Source organism: Brumimicrobium mesophilum (assembly GCF_003025005.1).
GTDB classification, from domain to species: domain Bacteria; phylum Bacteroidota; class Bacteroidia; order Flavobacteriales_D; family Crocinitomicaceae; genus Brumimicrobium; species Brumimicrobium mesophilum.
This window is the reverse complement of the sequence record NZ_PVSS01000013.1, coordinates 37,413-57,349: the sequence shown is the minus strand read 5'-3', so window position 1 is coordinate 57,349 and position 19,937 is coordinate 37,413. Positions and strand designations below refer to the sequence as shown.

The 19,937-nt window shown below is 34.3% G+C and carries 14 protein-coding genes and 1 tRNA gene; 10 read left to right on the top strand and 5 right to left on the bottom strand.

The annotated features are described in order from the left end of the window. Window positions 1–260 precede the first annotated feature (260 nt). The 4 genes from C6368_RS13455 to gltX form a co-directional block, all read right to left on the bottom strand. Window positions 261–1,082 carry a universal stress protein gene (locus C6368_RS13455; protein ID WP_107039741.1) on the bottom strand — a complete coding sequence of 274 codons (822 nt, stop codon included), beginning with the start codon at window positions 1,080–1,082 and terminating at the stop codon, window positions 261–263. A gap of 168 nt (window positions 1,083–1,250) precedes the next feature. After that, window positions 1,251–1,322: transfer RNA gene (locus C6368_RS13450), tRNA-Cys, on the bottom strand. 81 nt (window positions 1,323–1,403) lie between these two features. Beyond that, the gene (gene folB / locus C6368_RS13445; protein ID WP_107039740.1) at window positions 1,404–1,760 is read right to left on the bottom strand and encodes a dihydroneopterin aldolase; all 357 of its coding nucleotides are present in this window, start codon (window positions 1,758–1,760) and stop codon (window positions 1,404–1,406) included. Next, window positions 1,761–3,293: a glutamate--tRNA ligase gene (gene gltX, locus C6368_RS13440; protein ID WP_107039739.1), complete on the bottom strand. Its 1,533-nt coding sequence runs from the start codon at window positions 3,291–3,293 to the stop codon at window positions 1,761–1,763. Between the two features lie 230 nt (window positions 3,294–3,523). On the opposite strand from gltX, the gene C6368_RS13435 reads away from it, so the two are divergent. The 10 genes from C6368_RS13435 (at window position 3,524) to C6368_RS13390 (ending at window position 17,726) form a co-directional block, all read left to right on the top strand. After that, window positions 3,524–6,874, top strand: coding sequence for a DUF4175 family protein (locus C6368_RS13435; RefSeq protein ID WP_107039738.1), 3,351 nt, complete (start codon window positions 3,524–3,526; stop codon window positions 6,872–6,874). 30 nt (window positions 6,875–6,904) lie between these two features. Continuing rightward, on the top strand, window positions 6,905–7,318 hold the full coding sequence (locus C6368_RS13430) for an ATP-binding protein (RefSeq protein ID WP_107039737.1): 414 nt from the start codon (window positions 6,905–6,907) through the stop codon (window positions 7,316–7,318). Between the two features lies 1 nt (window position 7,319). After that, window positions 7,320–7,724 carry an rRNA maturation RNase YbeY gene (ybeY, locus tag C6368_RS13425; RefSeq protein WP_107039736.1) on the top strand — a complete coding sequence of 135 codons (405 nt, stop codon included), beginning with the start codon at window positions 7,320–7,322 and terminating at the stop codon, window positions 7,722–7,724. 27 nt (window positions 7,725–7,751) lie between these two features. Next, the gene (mnmG, locus tag C6368_RS13420) at window positions 7,752–9,617 is read left to right on the top strand and encodes a tRNA uridine-5-carboxymethylaminomethyl(34) synthesis enzyme MnmG (RefSeq protein WP_107039735.1); all 1,866 of its coding nucleotides are present in this window, start codon (window positions 7,752–7,754) and stop codon (window positions 9,615–9,617) included. A 32-nt stretch (window positions 9,618–9,649) separates the two neighbouring features. After that, window positions 9,650–10,525, top strand: coding sequence for a class I SAM-dependent methyltransferase (locus C6368_RS13415; protein ID WP_107039734.1), 876 nt, complete (start codon window positions 9,650–9,652; stop codon window positions 10,523–10,525). A gap of 393 nt (window positions 10,526–10,918) precedes the next feature. After that, window positions 10,919–11,800 carry a Ppx/GppA phosphatase family protein gene (locus C6368_RS13410; RefSeq protein WP_107039733.1) on the top strand — a complete coding sequence of 294 codons (882 nt, stop codon included), beginning with the start codon at window positions 10,919–10,921 and terminating at the stop codon, window positions 11,798–11,800. Between the two features lie 89 nt (window positions 11,801–11,889). Continuing rightward, on the top strand, window positions 11,890–12,735 hold the full coding sequence (locus tag C6368_RS13405) for a polyphosphate kinase 2 family protein (protein ID WP_107039732.1): 846 nt from the start codon (window positions 11,890–11,892) through the stop codon (window positions 12,733–12,735). 267 nt (window positions 12,736–13,002) lie between these two features. Then, the gene (locus C6368_RS13400) at window positions 13,003–16,674 is read left to right on the top strand and encodes a DEAD/DEAH box helicase (protein WP_107039731.1); all 3,672 of its coding nucleotides are present in this window, start codon (window positions 13,003–13,005) and stop codon (window positions 16,672–16,674) included. Window positions 16,675–16,849: 175 nt separating this feature from the next. Then, on the top strand, window positions 16,850–17,293 hold the full coding sequence (locus C6368_RS13395; protein ID WP_107039730.1) for an energy transducer TonB: 444 nt from the start codon (window positions 16,850–16,852) through the stop codon (window positions 17,291–17,293). A 49-nt stretch (window positions 17,294–17,342) separates the two neighbouring features. Next, window positions 17,343–17,726 (top strand): energy transducer TonB, encoded by a 384-nt coding sequence (locus C6368_RS13390; RefSeq protein ID WP_107039729.1) that lies wholly within the window; start codon window positions 17,343–17,345, stop codon window positions 17,724–17,726. Between the two features lie 217 nt (window positions 17,727–17,943). On the opposite strand, the gene ispG is transcribed toward C6368_RS13390, so the two are convergent. After that, window positions 17,944–19,860, bottom strand: coding sequence for a (E)-4-hydroxy-3-methylbut-2-enyl-diphosphate synthase (gene ispG, locus C6368_RS13385; RefSeq protein ID WP_107039728.1), 1,917 nt, complete (start codon window positions 19,858–19,860; stop codon window positions 17,944–17,946). Between the last annotated feature and the right edge of the window lie 77 nt (window positions 19,861–19,937).

The window sequence follows — 19,937 nt, the reverse complement described above, 5'->3', positions numbered from 1 at the left end:
CTCAAATTTCATTTATCACATTTCCACATCTGGTACGGACGGTTTGTAAACCGTCCTCTACCAGCCAATAAAAGGCTTAAAGTTTACTGAAATAATTAATATAATTTATTGAACTATTTTTCCCCTTCCGATATAGCGAGTTTCTAACTGCATGCTAACGCTAGTTTCAAACTGTATGGTGTTGCGTGTTTGTAAATCGTAACAACAAAAAAAAGACCGCCTAAGCGATCTTTCTCTATATTTAATATGTTATAATTCTCTTATTGAAATAGAATACTACTTCCGTAAGGAGTTTCAATAGGGTTAACTACCAAAGTTGGGATTTGTGCGTCGTTTGTAATCATATATTGCTCGTAATTAGAACCAAAAGCACCTAAATAGTTACTCTTATTTTGATTCATAATTGCAATTAAATCAGCGTCTTTTTCAACAGCTAATTTTACAACTTCTTTATCAAAACCACTGCTTGGTGCTAAAGTAGCTGTCATTTCAATTTCTCTTTCTTCAAAGAAACGTTTTGCGAAAAGAATGTTTGCTGTTACTTTGTTTTTCAAGAATTCATCTGTTTCATTTGGTGTGATTACATGAACTCTAGATTTAAAGAATTTCGCCATTGAGGCAACGATGGCCAATTTTTGTTTCGTCTCTTTGTGTAAATCGAGAGGAACAACAATATCATCATATCCGTTTTCACCCAATGTTTTTTGTTGTACAATTACAAATGGAACAGTAGAGTGAGTAATTACTTTTAATGCATGTGAGCCGGCAATGTGTTGCCATCCTGATGCACCATGAGTTCCCATAAAAATTAATTCGGCATGGTGCTCAGCAGCAAAATCTCCGATGTCTTCAAAGATTGTTCCCACCCTTACTGTAGGTATTATTTCTATGTTTTTTGATGCCTGTGCAGCCGCAATTGCTCTTAGTTTTAACTCAGCGTCTGCTATTTCTTTGTTCTTAGAAACAACGTGAAGTAGATAAACTTTAGCTCCAACAACTGATGCTGTTGTAATTGCGTGGTTTAGTGCGCAATTTGCTACCTCTGAAAAATCGTGAGGAACGATAAAACTTTTGTCGGACATAATTAGTATTTAGTTTTAGTATAGCTTTCAACAAAAATAAGTATTTGTTTGCTATCAGTAACATTTATTTAGCAGTTCAATATAACTAATTATTATGTAAATTAATCAAAACATGAACCTTTTATTCATAAAAAAACCCTCAACTAATTGATAGTTAAGGGTTTAAAGAGGTCCCGAGCAGATTCGAACTGCTGTAGATGGTTTTGCAGACCATTGCCTAAGCCACTCGGCCACAGGACCTTTTTACAGGACTGCAAATATATGAATATAATTTGAATTGAAGTTGAGAATTTAGAGAAAATTAAGAACCTTGAACTTTTTCTATTCACGCTCAATAATTATCGCCACATCATCCACATCGCCACCAATTGGTGGACAATGCTTTATGACTTTAACTCTAGATTTTATGACTCCTGTAATTTCATTTTTTAAACGTTCACTAATGCGATATCCAACATGCTCAATCAACTTAGATCGAATGGCCATTTCTTCTCTCACCACTTGATTAATTTTTACATAATCAACAGTGTCAGATAATTCATCAGATTCAAATGAGGCAGAAAAATCAGTTGTAATTGTGATATCAACGGTATAATTTCCACCTATTTTTCCTTCTTCGTCTAAGCAACCATGGAAAGCATATAGCTTTATTCCGTTTACCTCTATTATGTTTTGCATTTATCCTTTTAGTTTTACAATCGCTGGAATGTTAGTTTCCTTTCTTTTCAAACTTTCTTCTTTTCCAAGTAAAGCTGTAATTTCAAACATACTTGGTCCCATCCCTTTTCCTGTTAATGCTAATCTGAACAATGGAAGAACTTTTCCAATTCCCATTTCTTTAGCTTCCAAGAAGGCTTTGAATGATTTCTCGATATTTTCTGAAGTAAATTCTTCGATTGAACCTAATTCCTTAGCCCATTCATTCATTAAATCTTCTGCTCCATCTTTCCACTTTTTCTTCAATGTTTTCTCATCAAATTCTGTTGGATTTTCGAAAAGATACTGTCCTTCTGTATAAATGTCTTCAACAAATGTTGCGCGTTCTTTCATCAAATGACAAGCTTGCTCTAAATAAGCATCGCTTACATCAGAAATAGCTTCACCAACTTCTTCACGTAGCATTTTCGCTAATGAACTTTCAGATTCTGCGCGTAAATATTGTTGTTGGAACCACTTTGTTTTGTCGGCATCAAATTTAGCTCCTGCTTTACTTACTCTTTCTAAAGAAAAAGCCTCAACCAATTGCTCTAATGAGAATATCTCTTGTGTTGTACCAGGATTCCATCCTAAGAATGCCAACATGTTGATAAATGCACCTGGCAAATAACCTTGTTCTCTGTAACCAGAGTATTTTTCTCCATCAACAGCCAACCAGTCAATTGGAAAAACAGGGAATCCTAATCGGTCACCATCTCTTTTCGATAGTTTTCCGTTTCCATCAGGACGCAGCAACAAAGGTAAATGCGCAAATTTTGGTGCCTCCCATTCAAATGCTTCGTATAACAAAACGTGTAATGGTGCAGATGGTAACCACTCTTCTCCACGAATAACATGCGTGATTTTCATTTCGTGATCATCTACAATATTCGCCAAATGATAAGTTGGCATTCCATCACTTTTAAACAGAACTTTGTCATCTACGTTATTTGTGTTTACAACAACCCATCCTCTAATTTCATCTTCAAATCGAACATCGATGTTACGCGGCATTTGAAAACGAATTACATAAGGATCTCCATTTTCTAATTTTCTTTGAACTTCATCTTCTGGCAAAGTCAAAGAGTTTTGCATAGAACTTCTCGTTAAGGAATTATATTGCCAGTTCGGCATTTTCATTTGAATGGCTTGCTTACGCATTTTATCCAAATCTTCAGCTGTATCAAAAGCATAATATGCCTTCCCATTCGCTATCAATTGTTCAGCGTATGGTTTATACATTTCTTGTCTCTCAGATTGTTTATATGGTCCATATTCACCTCCTACACTCTGACCTTCATCAATGGTAATACCACACCATTTTAAAGCCTCAATGATATAATCTTCTGCTCCTTCTACAAAACGAGTTTGGTCAGTATCTTCAATACGAAGGATAAAGGTTCCATTGTGTTTTTTAGCATATAGATAATTATATAATGCTGTTCTAACTCCACCCATGTGTAAAGGTCCTGTTGGAGACGGTGCAAATCTTACGCGAACTGGTTTATCAGACATAAATTCTAAATTTTTATGCAAAGATAATTGATTCCTCAGCGTTTAAGTCTTCTTCCCTTTAAAAATTAGATTTATTTTGATTTTTTACGGTTTTTATTGTTTGAAATTGTTAATTCAACACAATGAAAAGAAACTAATCCCGCTTTTATTCGTTCTCTTGTTAGGTTTTCTTCTACATTTCGTAGATTTATACTTACTTATATACTTTATTTCAATATTTTAAAATTATAATGGGAACTTTTGATGACTTAATAAACCAAGTTGATGCCTTCATACGTAAGTACTATAAGAATCTTATGATTAAAGGTTTGTTTCTATTTGGTATTATCTTTTTGACTACTTTCTTATTGGTTAGTGGACTAGAATATATCGGTCGCTTCAATTCTTTTGTTCGTGCTTTTCTCTTCTTTTCATTTATAGTTTTAAATGGATATGTTCTAATTAAGTATTTTATTGTTCCACTTTCAAAGCTCTTTTCTTTCGGAAAAAGAATTAGTCGATTTCAAGCGGCTAATATTATTGGTGATTTTTTCCCTTCGGTAAATGACAAACTTCTAAATACACTTCAATTACAAGAATCAACTTCAACGCAACCAAAAAACATCGATTTTCTACAAGCGAGTATTCAGCAAAATTCTAAGCAACTAAATACTTTAAGTTTTGCTTCTGCAATTGATTATTCTGCCAACAAAAAGTTCCTTCGTTATTTTGTGCCTATTTTAACGACTGTAATTTTAATTGGAATTATGGCACCCAATTTTTTTAGTGACAGTACTCAGCGATTAATTAAATACAATCAAGTCTTTGAAATTGCTCCAGATTTTACATTTGAATTGACAAATAAAAATTTAATGGTTGAGGAAGGAACTTCTGTGAGAATTGAGGTTTTGTTAACGCCTAATCCAGGAAAAGCAATTCCGGATCGTGTTTATTTGGAAAGTGATGAAGGAACTTTTCTAATGGAAAAAACGGCAAATAATATAGCAGCTTATTCTTTAAGTAATTTGAATGATGACTTACCATTTCGTTTTAAAGCTGCCAATGCGGTTTCAAAAACCTTTACTGTTGATGTTGTCAAAAGAACTTCATTAGGACATTTAAAAGTTGATTTGGATTATCCGAGTTATCTAAATCGTGCTTCGGAAACAATCGAAAATCCCGGTGATTTAATTTTACCAGAAGGAACACAAGTGACTTGGAATGGAATTACGAAAAACACTAAATCTTTAAAAATCATTTCTGCGGATACAACACTTCAGTTTGAAGGAAAGTCTGGATTTAGATTTCAACAAAAAGCTTTAAAATCTTCTTCGGTTGCTTTCATTTTAGAAAATCAAGAATTGGCTGTTTTCGATTCATCGGAATATAATATTGATGTAATTAAAGATGAGTACCCAAGCATTTCTTTAAATAGTAGAAATGATTCTGTTCAGAAAAACAAGATTTATTTTTCAGGAAATGTGAAAGATGATTATGGATTAACAAAGGTTGTTTTTAATTATAGGATTACCAGGAAAAGTGGTGAGGAAATAAAGGAAATAATTTCAGTTCCTGGAATTAGTGGAAGTCAATCTCCATTTTCTATGACTTTCAATATTGATCAGTTGGCTTTGGAACTAGAAGATAATGTGACCTATTTCTTTACTGTTTATGATAATGATGGTGTGCGTGGCCCCAAAGCGACCAAATCAAGCGTATTTCAGTATAATACACCTTCTTTGGAGCAATTACAAGAACAACGTAAGAGTGATAAGGACGATTCCAAAGAGGAATTGAAAGAATTGATTAGAGAAAGTCAAGAATTCAAAGAGCAGATCAATCAATTGAAAAAGGAGATGGCGAATTCTAAGAAATCATCTTGGCAACAACAAAAGCAAGTTGAGAGTTTGCAAGAGCAACAAGAGTCTTTAAAAAACAAATTAGAACAATTAAAAGACAAAATGAAATCTTCTTTTGAAGAGAAATCTAAATTGAGTCCTATGGATGAAAAACTGATGGAAAAACAAAAGGAGATAGAAGAAATGTTGGAGTCTCTGATGGATGATGAGTTAAAAGAATTGTTGAAGGAATTAGAAGAAATGTTGAAGCAGAATGATACCAAAGACCTCATGGAAAAAATGGATGAAGGTGAAATGACTGCTGAGGAAATGGATAGGCAATTGGATCGTACGATGGAAATGTTGAAGAAAATGGATGTTGAAGAACGCGTTGAAGATCTTCAAAAATCATTGGAAGAATTGGCCAAAGATCAAGACAAGTTAAAAGAAGACTTAGAGTCGGGAATGAACAAGGAAGAAGCTTCTGAAAAGCAAGAAGATTTAAACAAGAAGTTTGAAGATGTAAAAAAGGACTTGGAAGAAATGTTGGAAAAGAACGAAGAGTTAGATCGTCCTTTTTCATTAGACGATTTAGATGATGCTGGCGAGGAGGTTTCGGAAGAAATGAAAGGAGCTAAAGAAAATATTCAAGAAGGAGAAAATTCAAAAGCTGGAGAAAAACAAAAGAAAGCCAGTGAGAAGATGGAGGAAATGGCCTCGCAAATGGCCGCTCAAATGCAATCTAGTCAGGAGGAACAAATGGAAGAGGATTTGGATGCGCTAAGAGCTTTGTTGGAGAATTTAATGCGTCTTAGTTTTGATCAAGAAGAAAATATGGAGGCGTTTAAACAAACTGATAGTTACGATCCAAAGTTTGTGTCATTAGGTAAAGAACAACGAAGGATAATTGATAACCTTAAGCCGGTTAAAGATAGTTTAAGAGCCTTAGCTAATAGAATTCCTAAAATTTCAACTTTCATAGAACAAGAAGTTGGTGAACTTGAGAAGCATTATAAATATATTCCAACGCATATTGGAGAGCGACAAAGTAGAGAGCTGGGAGTTAAACAGCAATTTGCTATGACCAACATCAATAATCTTGCACTGTTCTTAAATGAAACACTCGTGAATGCTCAAGCTTCTATGGCAGAAATGCAAGGCAAAGGAAGTTGTGATAAGCCAGGTCAAGGAAAACCAGGTCAAGGAAAACCAGGACAGGGTCAGCCTGGTGATATGGAGGGCATGAAGGAAATGCTTAAAAAGCAATTGAACAGTTTAAAGAAAGGAAGTAATCCTGGAGGTTCAAAGCCAGGTAGTAAACCGGGGGGAATGTTACCAATGAATTCTCAACAAGCGGCAAAAATGGCTGCTCAACAAAATGCTATGCAAAAGAAGCTATCAGAATTGCGTGAGGAAATGAACAAGGATGGCAGCGGTGATGGAAATAAATTGAATGAACTGATAAAAGAACTTGAAGAACAGGAGAAACAATTGATCAATAAGGAGTGGACAAGTGAGTTAATTGATCGTCAGCAAAAGATAATGACCAGACTATTGGAAAGCGAGAAAGCGATGCAAGAGAGAGGTTTAGATGAGCAGCGAGAAAGTAATTCAGGAAAAGATCAAGAGATTGGTAACCAAATTGAGTTTTTGGAGTATAAGAATCAGAAAGAAAAACAAATTGAGTTACTAAGAACTTTAGATCCGTCATTTAGTAAGTACTATAAAGAGAAAGCAAATGCTTATTTCTTGAATGTAAACTAAGGACTTCTTTTGTTCCATATATTATAGTAAATGGAAGCAAGTTATAAAGAAATTGAATCAGTATCCTTTACATCGGATATCAAAAACATAAGTGTCGCTGAATCATTAGTCGACACAATTTGTCGTGAAAATGGAGTGCATGAAGACCACTATGGAAACATTTTGATTGCTGTAACAGAAGCTGTCAACAATGCAATTCAACATGGAAATTTGGAGGATACAAATAAGAAAGTATTTGTTTCTGTAAAGCGAAATTCAGATGAACTTTGTTTTACCATCAAAGATGCTGGAGAAGGTTTTGCCTTCGATAACCTCCCCGACCCTACCGCCCCAGAAAACATAGAAAAAGAAAGTGGACGAGGAATTTTTTTAATGAAATCCTTAGCAGATAATGTCGCTTTTGAAAATAACGGCGCTGAAGTTACACTTACATTTAAATCCTAAAATGATAGAGTTTGATTTTTTAGATGTGGATGCTCCCGATCTTAGTCACGTGCAAAATTGGTTTGAATATATTGCAGAACAAGAGGAGTTAACCTTGGCAGAGTTGTCTATAGTTTTGGGTAGTGACGATTGGCTATTAGATCAAAATATCCGCTTTTTAAATCACGATTTTTATACAGATATAATCACTTTTGATTACTGCGTTCACGACATATTAAGTGGTGATTTACTTATTTCTTTGGACCGTGTGGAAGAAAATGCGAAGGAATATAATGTTTCACGTGAAACAGAATTGAATCGCGTTTTGGTGCATGGATTACTTCATTTGTGTGGTTATGGTGATAAAACACCAAAAGAAATCGAGATAATGCGAAAAAAAGAGGATTACTATCTGTCACTGTTGTAATTTTGTTCCACGTGAAACAAGATAGTTATGCTAAAAGAATATGATGTTATTGTTGTAGGTGCAGGACACGCTGGTTGTGAAGCCGCAAACTCTGCAGGAAAGCTTGGGGCTTCTACCCTAGTTGTTACAATGAATATGAATACAATCGCTCAAATGTCTTGCAATCCTGCCATGGGTGGTGTTGCAAAAGGACAGATTCTGCGTGAGATTGATGCCCTTGGTGGCGGGTCTGGAATTATTTCAGACAAAACCGCTATCCAATTCCGAATGTTAAATATGAGTAAAGGTCCTGCCATGTGGTCTCCACGTACGCAGAATGATCGTATGCGTTTTGCTGAGGAATGGAGATTAATGTTGGAGAGAAATCTTAATGTTGATTTCTGGCAGGATATGGTTGTTGGAATCACTACAAAAGATGGTGTAGTTACCGGAGTTAAAACCCGAATGGGGATGGAAATTTCTGGTAAATCTGTTGTCTTAACAAGTGGAACTTTTATGAATGGAATGATTCATTTAGGCGAGAAAAATTATGGTGGAGGAAGAGCCGGTGAAAGTGCTTCTACTGGCATAACTGAAGACTTAATCAAGTTGGGTTTTGAGGCTGGAAGAATGAAAACTGGAACTCCTCCAAGAGTGGATGGTCGCTCCTTAGATTATTCTAAGATGGAGATTCAAGGAGGTGATGATGTAACTGGAAAGTTTAGTTTTACGGATGAAACCGAAGCGCTAACTTCTCAGCGCCCATGTCACGTTACTTACACAAATCAGGAAACTCACGATATTTTAAGAACTGGATTTGATCGTTCACCTATGTTTAATGGTGCAATTAAATCTAAAGGTCCAAGGTATTGTCCGAGTATTGAAGATAAGATTTCTAGGTTTGCTGAGCGCGAAAGACATCAATTGTTTGTTGAACCTGAAGGATGGGATACTGTTGAAATTTATGTGAATGGATTCAGTACAAGTCTTCCAGAAGAGGTTCAAATGAAAGCCTTAAAAACTATTCCTGGATTTGAAAATGTCAAGATGTTTAGACCAGGATATGCCATTGAATATGATTACTTCCCTCCTACCCAATTGAAACATACTTTGGAAACCAAATTGGTTTCTGGTTTGTATTTCGCGGGCCAAATTAACGGTACAACGGGGTATGAAGAGGCAGCTTGTCAAGGTTTAATGGCAGGAATAAATGCGGCTAAAAAGGTTCAAGGAAAAGAAGCTTTTATTTTGAATCGTTCTGATGCTTATATTTCTGTTTTAATTGATGATTTGATTACTAAAGGTACAGATGAGCCATACAGAATGTTTACTTCTCGTGCTGAATATCGTATCCTTTTAAGACAAGATAATGCTGATTTAAGGCTTTCTTCTATCGCGCATTTAATTGGGATGATCGATGATGATCGCATGGACTCTGTGAATAAGAAAGTGGAAGATATAAAGCAATTGAAGAAGCAATTGACAAAAATTGGGGTCACACCTGCTGAGGCAAATCCTGTTTTGGAAGGTGTAAAATCTTCCCCTATTACTCAACAAGTGAAGCTTTCGCAATTGATTACACGTCCAAATTTAGGCATGAATCAGATGTTAGAAATCAGTAGTCAACTACGTGAGTTTACAAAGGATTTGTCCAAGGAAGTACTTGAACAAGTAGAAATTCAGTTGAAGTATGATGGTTATATTAGTCGTGAGCAGGACGTTGCGAATAAGTTAAATCGATTGGAGGATGTTGTTATTCCAGAAGGTTTAGAATATGAAAAACTGAGTAGTTTGAGTGCTGAAGCAGTAAATAAATTGTCAAGTATTAACCCTAGTACGATTGGACAAGCATCAAGAATAAGCGGTATTTCTCCGAGTGATGTGAATGTGCTTTTGATTTATTTAGGTCGTTAGTTTCACGTGAAACATTTATAATTAAGTATAGAATGAACTCCATTAATAGTTGTCCGGTTTGTGAAAACAACAGTTTTAAAGATTTTCTTGAGGTAAAAGATCATATGATTACCAAAGAGAAATTTCTGATTGTAGAATGTAATTCTTGTGGATTTCACTTTACAAATCCAATTCCAACTCCAGATAAAATCGGTGAATATTATAAATCTGAAGAGTATATTTCACACAGTTCGAATAAAAAAGGAATGATTAATTTCCTTTACAATACTGTTCGTGAAATAACTTTAAAGGAAAAAGTAAAGTGGATCAAAAACGAAACGAATGGTAAAGAATTATTAGATATAGGTTCTGGAACTGGTCATTTTTTGAAGACGGTAAACGATGCTGGTTTTGTAGGAATAGGTTTGGAGCCTGATGCTGATGCTAGAGAATTCGCTCATAAAAACAACCATGTGCGAAGTAGTTCACAAGAAGAACTTTATAATATTGACGAAAATAGTTTCGATGTTGTTACAATGTGGCATGTTTTAGAACATGTTTATGATCTACGAAAAGACTTAAAGCGTATTGAAGAAATACTTAAAAGTAACGGAAAGTTTTTTATTGCAGTTCCAAATATGAGCTCTTATGACGCACGTTATTATAAAGAGGATTGGGCAGCTTATGATGTACCACGTCACCTCTACCATTTTACTGAAAGAGATATTTCAAAATTACTGGCTGAATTTGGTTTCGACCTTAAAAAAGTAATTCCAATGAAATATGATGCCTACTATGTTTCTATGCTATCAGAAAAATATAAAAATCGCTTTTCTTTGCTTGGAGTTTTGCAAGGCTTCGTTTCAAATATGAAAGCAAAAAAATATGGTTACTCAAGTCAAGTTTATGTATTTGAAAAAAGAAACTGAAATTGTGTACTGTTTGGCTGTTAAGCGGAAAAATTCAAAATCTTCTAATATTTATTATGATAAAACGGGCGTGAGTCCGTTTTTCGCATTTTAAGGCTGTTTTTAGCGCGTTTCTACAAGGTTGGTATATTGAGTGTTGAGTTTTTTGAGATTCGAGGATTCTGAGAGGCAGTTTTTTGACCGAAATCAGTGTTTTTTCTTTAAATTTTGATTTTTGGCCAATTATTCTTTGCAAATGTGAACTAGAAGATTTTCCAAACTTTTTAATCTGTAATTATTTTTCTACTTTTAATCAATTGAATTTTTTATAAAAATGTGAGAAGCCTCTTATTGATTTTTATTTAATATTGTTCAATATCTATACAAGCAGTTTTTATCTATTTTTAGACTATTATGAAATTTGGAGCAATTGACATAGGAACAAATGCAACTCGACTATTGATTGGTGAGGTTGATTTTAATTTTACGGATGGACTGGTCCACAAGCATTCTTATATTCGAATTCCATTAAGACTTGGAGTAGAAGTTTTTGATTCAGGATATATATCGGAAAGTAAAATAATCGAATTTAAAAAGTCTATGCAAGCTTTTAAATTGGTTGCGGAAGTTTTTGATGTTAAAGACCTCCGTGTTTGTGCTACTTCAGCAATGAGAGAAGCTAAAAATGCATTAGAAGTTAAGAATTACATAGATAAAGAGGTCGGCTTGAACATGGAAATTATTTCTGGTCACCAAGAAGCGGATATAATTTTCTCAACTTTTTCGTTACTAAATAAAGAAGAAAATGCTTCTTATATTGTAATTGATGTGGGTGGTGGTTCTACCGAAATCAGTGTTTTTGAGAAAGGAGAAAAAATCAATTCTGAATCATTTAATATCGGAACTGTTAGAATGTTAAAGGAGAAAGTATCTAAGCAATGTTGGCTAGATATTAAGAAATGGTTGAATGATAATATTGATGTTTCCGGTGAGCACAAAGTTTTTGCTACTGGAGGTAACATTAATAAAGCACATAAACTTCTGAAAGGTCAATTCATGAAGCCTACTTCAATAAAGAAAATTAGAAAATTACGTAATGAGCTTAGAAAGTTGAGTTTAAATGAAAGAATTAATAAATTCAATTTAAAGCCAGATCGTGCCGATACTATTGTTCCTGCTTTGGATATATATTTATTTATCATTAAAATACTTAAGACAAAAAGTATTACTGTTCCTAAAGTGGGATTAGCAGATGGAATGATATATACAATGTATTTGAATTCTTTAAATGAATGATTTTTAGGTGTTGAAAAAATAAATAATTATGTAATCTATTCTTAATATCTACTTAACATTAGATTAATCATGAGACTTTACTTTTGAATATGGATAAGGGCAATAGTATTTATTTAAACTCAGATTATGATTCTTTGACGAATAGTCAGTTTCATAAAGAAAAATTTCGTTTGCAGAAGGAACTTTTGAAGCTTCAGGAATGGATGTTGAAGCATAAAAAAAAGGTGGCTATTGTATTCGAAGGGAGAGATGCCGCGGGAAAAGGAGCCGCTATTCGTCGTATTTCAGAGCATTTAATGACCAATCATTTTAGGGTTGTAGAGTTGGGCGTTCCATCCGAAAAGCAAAATCTTAATTGGTTAAATACCTATAAGGATGTATTTCCAAGAGAGGGAGAAATTGTCTTTTTCGATAGATCATGGTATTCTAGAGCATTAATTCAGCCAACTATGGGTTATTGTACTGATAATCAGTATAAATACTTTATGAAACGAGTGGTAAAATGGGAACAAGATCTCGTGGATCAAGGCGTGACTATTATAAAGTTTTATTTGTCTATTAATATTAATACTCAAGCTACACGCTTTGAAATTCGTAGAAATCATGACTTAAAGTATTGGAAACTTTCAGAAAATGATTTAGAATCCGTAGAACATTGGCAAACTTATACCCAATACAAAGAAAAAATGTTCGAAAAAACTTCGTGGGAAGGAGCGCCGTGGGTAATAATGAACGCCAATAATAAATTAATTGCTCAGTTAAATTGTATTCGCTATGTATTACGGACTATCGATTATGATGGGAAGAAAGACTTAAAACCAAAGTCGTGGACCGTTGATGAAGATGATAGAAGCATAATGTTTTTAGATGTAAAGTTTGAAAACCTTTCTGAAGAACAATATGTTTTATTGAGCCGTTTACAGCAATTCCTGTAATATATTTATTTCATTTTTGAATCTGAGAATATTGAGCTAGTACTTGGTCTATAAATGGATAGGCCTATTTTTTTCTCCATATCCCCTATTCTAATTCCTTTAATTCTGTTTTATTCAAACTGGAAATATTGTTTATACTCAAATCCACGAAAATCAATTTGTATATTTGAGTTACTTTTAAATTCTTTTTTCTAAAACTGAATGGATAATATCAACATATAACTGCTTTTGTATGTTCAATATTCCTGTTCAAATTATATATACTTGATGTTAAGTGAATCAGAAATAATTATAGATAAGCTCAGACAATTTCTGAACAAAAATGCCAAGTTTGAAATTATTAAAAGATCATTTAACTATTATCCTTCTTTAATTTCAAACAAAGAAAATACCTTTCTTTTTGAGTGCAGTGGCTCTGAAATTGAACCTTATGATGTTTTTATTGACTTAAAAAACTACTATAGTATAAAAACGTCTTGTAGTTGCCCATACAACGGTCCCGGGATATGTAAGCATGAAGTTGCTTCATTAAGCCATCTAATAGACCTTATTGAGGACGAGGCGGTTGATATGGCACATATAATCGTGAAAACACCCTTTATCTCTCCTACGACAACTATACCACATGAAAATGGAATTATAGATGTAGATGAGTTAAACCGAATGGAGTTCGCTAGCCGAACGAATTACTATAGTCCTTTAACAATAACTTCTGTGAACAAAAACAGAATTGATGGCGTTTATCAGGATTTCAGAAACGATTACCAACTTTCGCTTACTTTCAATAGGTCGAATGAGCTTATGGCGCTAAAATGTTCTTGTAAACTTGGAACACCTTGCAGTCATAAAATGGTTTTTCTGAAGGAATTCTTTAAGAAATTCGGAAAAGATTACTTCACGGAGAACTTTCTTGAGCGTTTCAAGCAAAGAACAATGGAAGCTTCTAGGTTTGATGGATTACTTGAATTTGAAGAAATTTTTGATATTGAAATTTCGACAAATGGTGTAAAAGTAACTGAGAAAATCAAAAATATTGTTGGGTCAGATGATACTTTCTTTGAACTTTTCAAGGAGGATAGAAAAGCATTTTTTCTCCCAAGTTCAACAGAAGAAAATGCTTCATTCGGTGTGGGAATCGGTTTGGAAAAGTCACGAAATGAACTTTCTGATGTGTTCGCTTTTACAGGAAAATTGGATAAATTCAAAACCAAATTAAGTACAAAATTCAGAGAGATTTCCGAATACACAATTACTGAATCTCTATCTCTAGTTGAGGATAAGAAATTTCAAGGGATTATTATTAAAGGGGTTCAACTGGCAAGTGTTTTTTCTGATTCCAGTAACAATGATTTTAGCTTAGATCAAGTTAAAAAAATGATTAGTCACTTCTCCTCTATTATTGAAAGCTATCCTGAACAGGTTTTGTATTTGCGAAAAAGCAGAAAATCTTTTGTTAAAAAACATACTACTGAGTTAACGATTTCTCATGATAAGATCACACCGATCTTGAAAATCATGAACAAAAAACCATTTTATCAGCTTGATTTTAAAGTGAAAATTGACAATCAGACTTATGGAATTGCTTCAAACAAAATACTCATCACCCCTTTCGGAATTGTGTTAGGTGAGGTTTTTTATGTCATCAGTAATCCTGAAGTTGCTTATTCATTGATGCGTGCTTTTCACAAACCTCAAATGAATGTGTTACAAAAAGGGATTGATCATTTAAGAGAATTTATCATTGAACCTTTTTCTAATGTTTTTGATATTGATTTCGCCGGAATGAAATCAGCGAAAATTGAGGAAGAATCGGAAATAGAAAAACATGTTTATTTGTCGGATGAAGATGGGGAATATGTTGTGCTACAACCTTTAATTCAGTACGATAAAACTTTAGTTTCTCCAAGTAGTAAAGAAAAAGTTTGGGGCAACAAAGGAGCTTTAACTTACCAAAGTAGAGATGAAGATTTTGAAAGTGAATTCTTATCTGAATTTAAAGAATTACATCCGAAATTTGAACACCAATCAAATTACTTTTACCTCACAGTGGATGAGGCTTTAGATGCGATGTGGTTAATGGAAGTTATCGATAAGTTAAAAGCGAACAATGTTCGGGTGTTTGGGTTAAATGACTTAAAATCAATTCGTTATAATTTAAATAAACCTTCTTTTTCAATTGGCTTAAGCTCTGGAACTGATTGGTTTGACATGGAAATTAAAGTTGGTTTTGGAGGTCAAACAGCGGATTTGAAGCAAATTCAAAAGTCAATTCTTAAACAAACCAATTACGTTGAATTGAAAGATGGTTCTATCGGTATTTTACCTAAGGAATGGATAGAAAAATATAAGAAATATTTCAAACTAGGAAACGTCAAAAAAGACAAGATTGAAATCTCAAATTTTCAATTTAACATCATTGATGAATTGTATGAAGAAGAAACAAATGCGCCTAAGTTTTTAGAAGAATTATATCAGAAGAAAAAGAGTTTACATAACCTAAAAGATTTAAAATCTATTCCCAAACCAAAAGGAATAAAAGCAACTTTAAGAGATTACCAACATGAGGGATTAAATTGGTTGGTTTTCTTACATGAAAATAAGTTGGGCGGTTGCTTAGCGGATGATATGGGATTAGGAAAAACGCTTCAAACCATAGCGTTTTTGCAGTACTTGAAAAATGAAAATTCCAATGGTACTTCCCTACCCCATTTGGTCATCGCACCCACTTCGTTAATGTTTAATTGGCTGGCTGAATTGGAAAAATTCGCTCCGAAATTGAAAGTATTGAGTTTTATTGGACCAAATAGAGCGGATTTAATTAAAAAAATTCCGAAACACGATGTTGTATTAACAACTTATGGTTCAATTATCAAAGACATTGAAACGCATATTGAAATTGAATATAATTATGTAATTCTTGATGAGAGTCAGGCGATTAAAAATCCGCAATCTCAACGTTTCAAAGCCGTTCGTTTATTAAAAAGCAAGAACAGATTAGCGTTGACAGGAACACCAATCGAAAACAACACTTTTGATTTATACAGTCAGTTTAGTTTTTTAAATCCAGGGATTTTTGGAAGTATCAAGCATTTCAAATCGACATTTTCTGAGGCAATTGATAAGGACCAAGATGAATACACTTCGGATTTATTGGCTAGAATGATTCATCCGTTTCTTTTAAGAAGAACGAAGACTCAAGTGGCAAAAGAATTACCTTCCAAAACAGAAGTGGTTATTTATTGTGAAATGGGGAAAGCCCAAAGAAAAGTGTATGACCATTACAAAGAATATTTCAAACAGAAATTACAGCAACAAATCGAAGAAGAAGGAATCAATAAATCACAGATGTACATTCTTCAGGGATTAACAAAATTGCGTCAGATTTGTAATTCTACTGCCCTTGCCGACAAGAATAAAGATTATGGAAATGAATCTGCAAAATTGGATGAATTGGTGCGTCATTTAACCGAGAAAGTAAATAATCACAAGATTTTGGTGTTTTCGCAATTTGTGGGAATGCTACACCTCGTTAAAGCGCGTTTAGAGCAAGAAGGCATTCTTTTCGAATACTTGGATGGAAAAACAAGAAATCGTGAGGAAAAGGTCAATAATTTTCAAAATAACGATGAAATCAGAGTGTTTCTGATCAGTTTAAAAGCTGGAGGAACAGGGTTGAACCTTACAGAGGCAGATTACGTGTATTTAATTGATCCGTGGTGGAATCCAGCTGTTGAAAGTCAGGCAATTGACCGTTGTTACCGTATTGGACAAGACAAAAAAGTAATGGCCTATCGCATGATTTGCAGAGATACTATCGAAGAAAAAATTGTTCAATTGCAAGATAAGAAAAAGACCGTTGCTGCAGATATTATTCGTGTGGATACAGAGAAGAAATCTTTTGATAAGAATGATGTTGAGTTGTTGTTTGGAATGTCGTAAGGACGGTTTGCAAACCGTCCGTACCACATCCAAAGAAAATCGTCCGTACCACATGCAAAACAAACCTTCTTTACTATTAGAATAGTTAAGCTTCATGGATATTTAAATTATGGAATGCTTTCTGTATCTTTAGGTCAGGAATTTAATTTAGAATCGAAGATTAGCATTCGAAAAAATGAAAAAGTATATCTTAATATCAATGCTTCTGGCTCCCTTTGTCCTCTTTTCGCAAAGTGGAAATCCTGTTATTTCTGAAACTATTGGTAATTGCGACACGATTTCAGTTCAAAAAGACACTTCGAATATTGTAGAATATATTAGTTATAATGAAGCTTCTTTTTCTGGAGGACCTGAAGAATTGAACAAATATATCAGAGAGAGTTTTCAATTTCCGAAATCATCTATTAATGAATCTCCTTATGGAAGAGCCTTTGTTGAAATTACAGTTGAAATTGATGGATCAATAAAGAATGCAAAAATTTTAAAAGGCATATCGGAGGAGCTAGATGGAGAGTTATTAAGAGTAGTTAAAAACATGCCTGATTGGATTCCCGCAGAGAATAAGTATGGAAAAGCAAAGTCTATAGTCCGTTTTCCAGTTAACTTTAGACCTTATTAATTACTTTGTTTATTAACTTATCACAGTTTTACACTTTAATACAACTCTTATGAATTCATTTTTTATTTTAATTTTATTCACTCCCTTACTCCTCTTTTCTCAAGAAAAAACCGACACTACTATCGTGCTTTATCCAGATGTTGAAGCTAAATTTCCTGGAGGGCCAACTGAAATGATGAAATACATTCGAGAAAATTTAGAATACCCTAAAATTGAATTTGAAACTGTTCCGAATGGAAGAATTGTTATAGAATTTATTATCAATATGGATGGTTCTATTGAAAAGGTAAAATCGAGAAAAGAAAGCGTAAACGAACTGGATAATGCATATATCGAGGTCATTAAAAATATGCCAAATTGGATTCCTGCCGAAGTTAATGGTGTAAGGGTGCGAACGAAGATGGTTTTGCCTTTTACAATATGTTTTCAATAATTTGGAAATGTTGTTTTGGAATGTGGTACGGACGGTTTGCAAAGCGTCCGCACCACATGCAAAACAAACCATTATTTGTAACATAATGGGGGTAATTTTATATAATTCTTGTAATGAAATAAGGGTTGATTTTGAGTAATTATGTAAAGAAATGGGGGTTAATTTGATGGGTTATCGTAGGGACGGTTTGCAAACCGCCCCTACAACAAATCGTCCTCTAATCCTCCTTTGGCTCTACCCAATCTCCATTTTCTTTAATCAACTGAATCAAAGCATCAACGGCTTCTTCCTCTGGCACATTTTTCTTTACGACTGTCTTTTCTTTGTACAAGTGAATCTTTCCTGGACGTGTTCCAACGTATCCGTAATCGGCGTCTGCCATTTCTCCGGGACCATTTACAATACAACCCATAATTCCAATCTTTAAACCTTTCAAGTGTGAAGTGTTTTTTCTGATTTTTGCTGTCGTTTCTTGTAAGTCGAAGAGCGTTCTACCACATGATGGACAAGAAATATATTCTGTTTTGGAAATACGTGTTCTTGTAGCTTGGAGAATTCCAAAACTCGTTGAATTAATGAGTTGTGGTGATACTTTTTCTGTTGAGTTAATCCATACTCCATCACCAAATCCATCAATTAAAACACTTCCTAATTTGGCAGATTGCCACAGTTGAAATGCTTCTAAATCTTTGGTTGATGTGGTGTGCTTTAAAACTACCGGTAAATCTATGTTGTGCAACACCAAAGTACGGTAAAAATTACGCATTACTTGGGTGAAGTTTTCCGATGGGGCTTCAATAATTAAAACCACATCATTCATGAATTGAATTTGATCAATTTCTTCTGTATTTCTAGGATCCCAGTTTAAGAAGTTCAATTTTTTATGCTTGAATCCATCGGTAGGAATAGAATTGTAAAGTGGATAAAAATGTTTTTTAGCTGAATAGTTATTCTCCCAGTTTTCTGAATTAGTAACAACACCTAGCATTCCTGGGATTTCAAAATCAACTGATTGATCACCAATAAAAACATAATCAGCGGCCAAATCTTGCATGGTCCATTTGTCGAGAGTTTTTGAATAGTTATAACCAAAACCAAAGAAATTAGCTTGAGAAATGGTTTCTTTCTCACTTAAATCAGCAAAAACAATTGGATGATTTTTATCACCAATATTGGTGATTTCCATGGCTTCCCTCCTTTTATAAACTAATGGGTCATATGGCAATTGAATGTCGTTTTTGAACTCTTCTACTCCATCTATTTTATAATTTTGAGCAAGTTTTTCAGCTACAGGGATTTCAGCTTCAGGAGCTTCCGTTAAAGAAACACGAATGGTATCTCCAAGACCGTCTTCTAATAAAGCACCGATTCCAACAGCAGATTTTATTCTGCCGTCTTCCCCATCTCCTGCTTCTGTCACACCCAAGTGTAAAGGATAAACTTTTCCTTCGTCTAGCATTCTCGCCACTAAAAAACGGTAAGCTTGCACCATCACTAAAGTGTTACTCGCTTTCATGGAAATAACGAAATCATGGAAATCGTTTTTCTGACAAATATGAATGAACTCCATTGCAGATTCCACCATTCCTTCTGGTGTATCACCAAAACGACTTAAAATTCGATCAGAAAGTGAACCGTGATTCGTTCCAATACGCATGGCCGTTCCGTTTTCCTTACATAAGAGCACCAATGGAGTGAATTTCTCCTCTATTCTTAGTAATTCTTCACGGTAGCTTGTGTCGGTATATTCAATTTCCTCGAATTTCTTTTTGTCGGCGTAATTCCCCGGATTAACACGCACTTTTTCTACAATTCCAGCAGCAATTTCAGCGGCATTTGGTGTAAAATGAATGTCTGCAACCAAGGGTGTGTCGTAACCTCGTTCAATCAATCCTTTTTTAATTTCAGCCAAATTATACGCTTCCTTTTTCGAGGGAGCGGTTAATCGCACCAATTCGCAACCGACATCAATCATACGGATAGATTCCTCAATAGAACCTTCGGTATCCATCGTGTCTTTGGTAGTCATAGATTGAATTCTAATCGGGTTTTTCCCTCCAATTCCTAATTTTCCTACAGTTACCTCGTTTGTTTTTAATCGCGTACGATTAAAGGGATCATTGCAATATTTCATTCTTGGTGCATTTGAAAACAAAAATAATACATCTTCGCTCCTTTTATAACAAATAGAGAAAAGAAATGTTGGTTGAG

Coding starts and splice junctions, on each gene's coding strand:
- ybeY (WP_107039736.1), top strand. CDS start 7,320: ATGATAGAGTTTGATTTTTTAGATGTGGATGCTCCCGATCTTAGTCAC.
- C6368_RS13435 (WP_107039738.1), top strand. CDS start 3,524: ATGGGAACTTTTGATGACTTAATAAACCAAGTTGATGCCTTCATACGT.
- C6368_RS13390 (WP_107039729.1), top strand. CDS start 17,343: ATGAATTCATTTTTTATTTTAATTTTATTCACTCCCTTACTCCTCTTT.
- C6368_RS13395 (WP_107039730.1), top strand. CDS start 16,850: ATGAAAAAGTATATCTTAATATCAATGCTTCTGGCTCCCTTTGTCCTC.
- C6368_RS13405 (WP_107039732.1), top strand. CDS start 11,890: ATGGATAAGGGCAATAGTATTTATTTAAACTCAGATTATGATTCTTTG.
- C6368_RS13455 (WP_107039741.1), bottom strand. CDS start 1,082: ATGTCCGACAAAAGTTTTATCGTTCCTCACGATTTTTCAGAGGTAGCA.
- ispG (WP_107039728.1), bottom strand. CDS start 19,860: ATGAAATATTGCAATGATCCCTTTAATCGTACGCGATTAAAAACAAAC.
- C6368_RS13430 (WP_107039737.1), top strand. CDS start 6,905: ATGGAAGCAAGTTATAAAGAAATTGAATCAGTATCCTTTACATCGGAT.
- folB (WP_107039740.1), bottom strand. CDS start 1,760: ATGCAAAACATAATAGAGGTAAACGGAATAAAGCTATATGCTTTCCAT.
- mnmG (WP_107039735.1), top strand. CDS start 7,752: ATGCTAAAAGAATATGATGTTATTGTTGTAGGTGCAGGACACGCTGGT.
- C6368_RS13400 (WP_107039731.1), top strand. CDS start 13,003: ATGTTAAGTGAATCAGAAATAATTATAGATAAGCTCAGACAATTTCTG.
- C6368_RS13415 (WP_107039734.1), top strand. CDS start 9,650: ATGAACTCCATTAATAGTTGTCCGGTTTGTGAAAACAACAGTTTTAAA.
- gltX (WP_107039739.1), bottom strand. CDS start 3,293: ATGTCTGATAAACCAGTTCGCGTAAGATTTGCACCGTCTCCAACAGGA.
- C6368_RS13410 (WP_107039733.1), top strand. CDS start 10,919: ATGAAATTTGGAGCAATTGACATAGGAACAAATGCAACTCGACTATTG.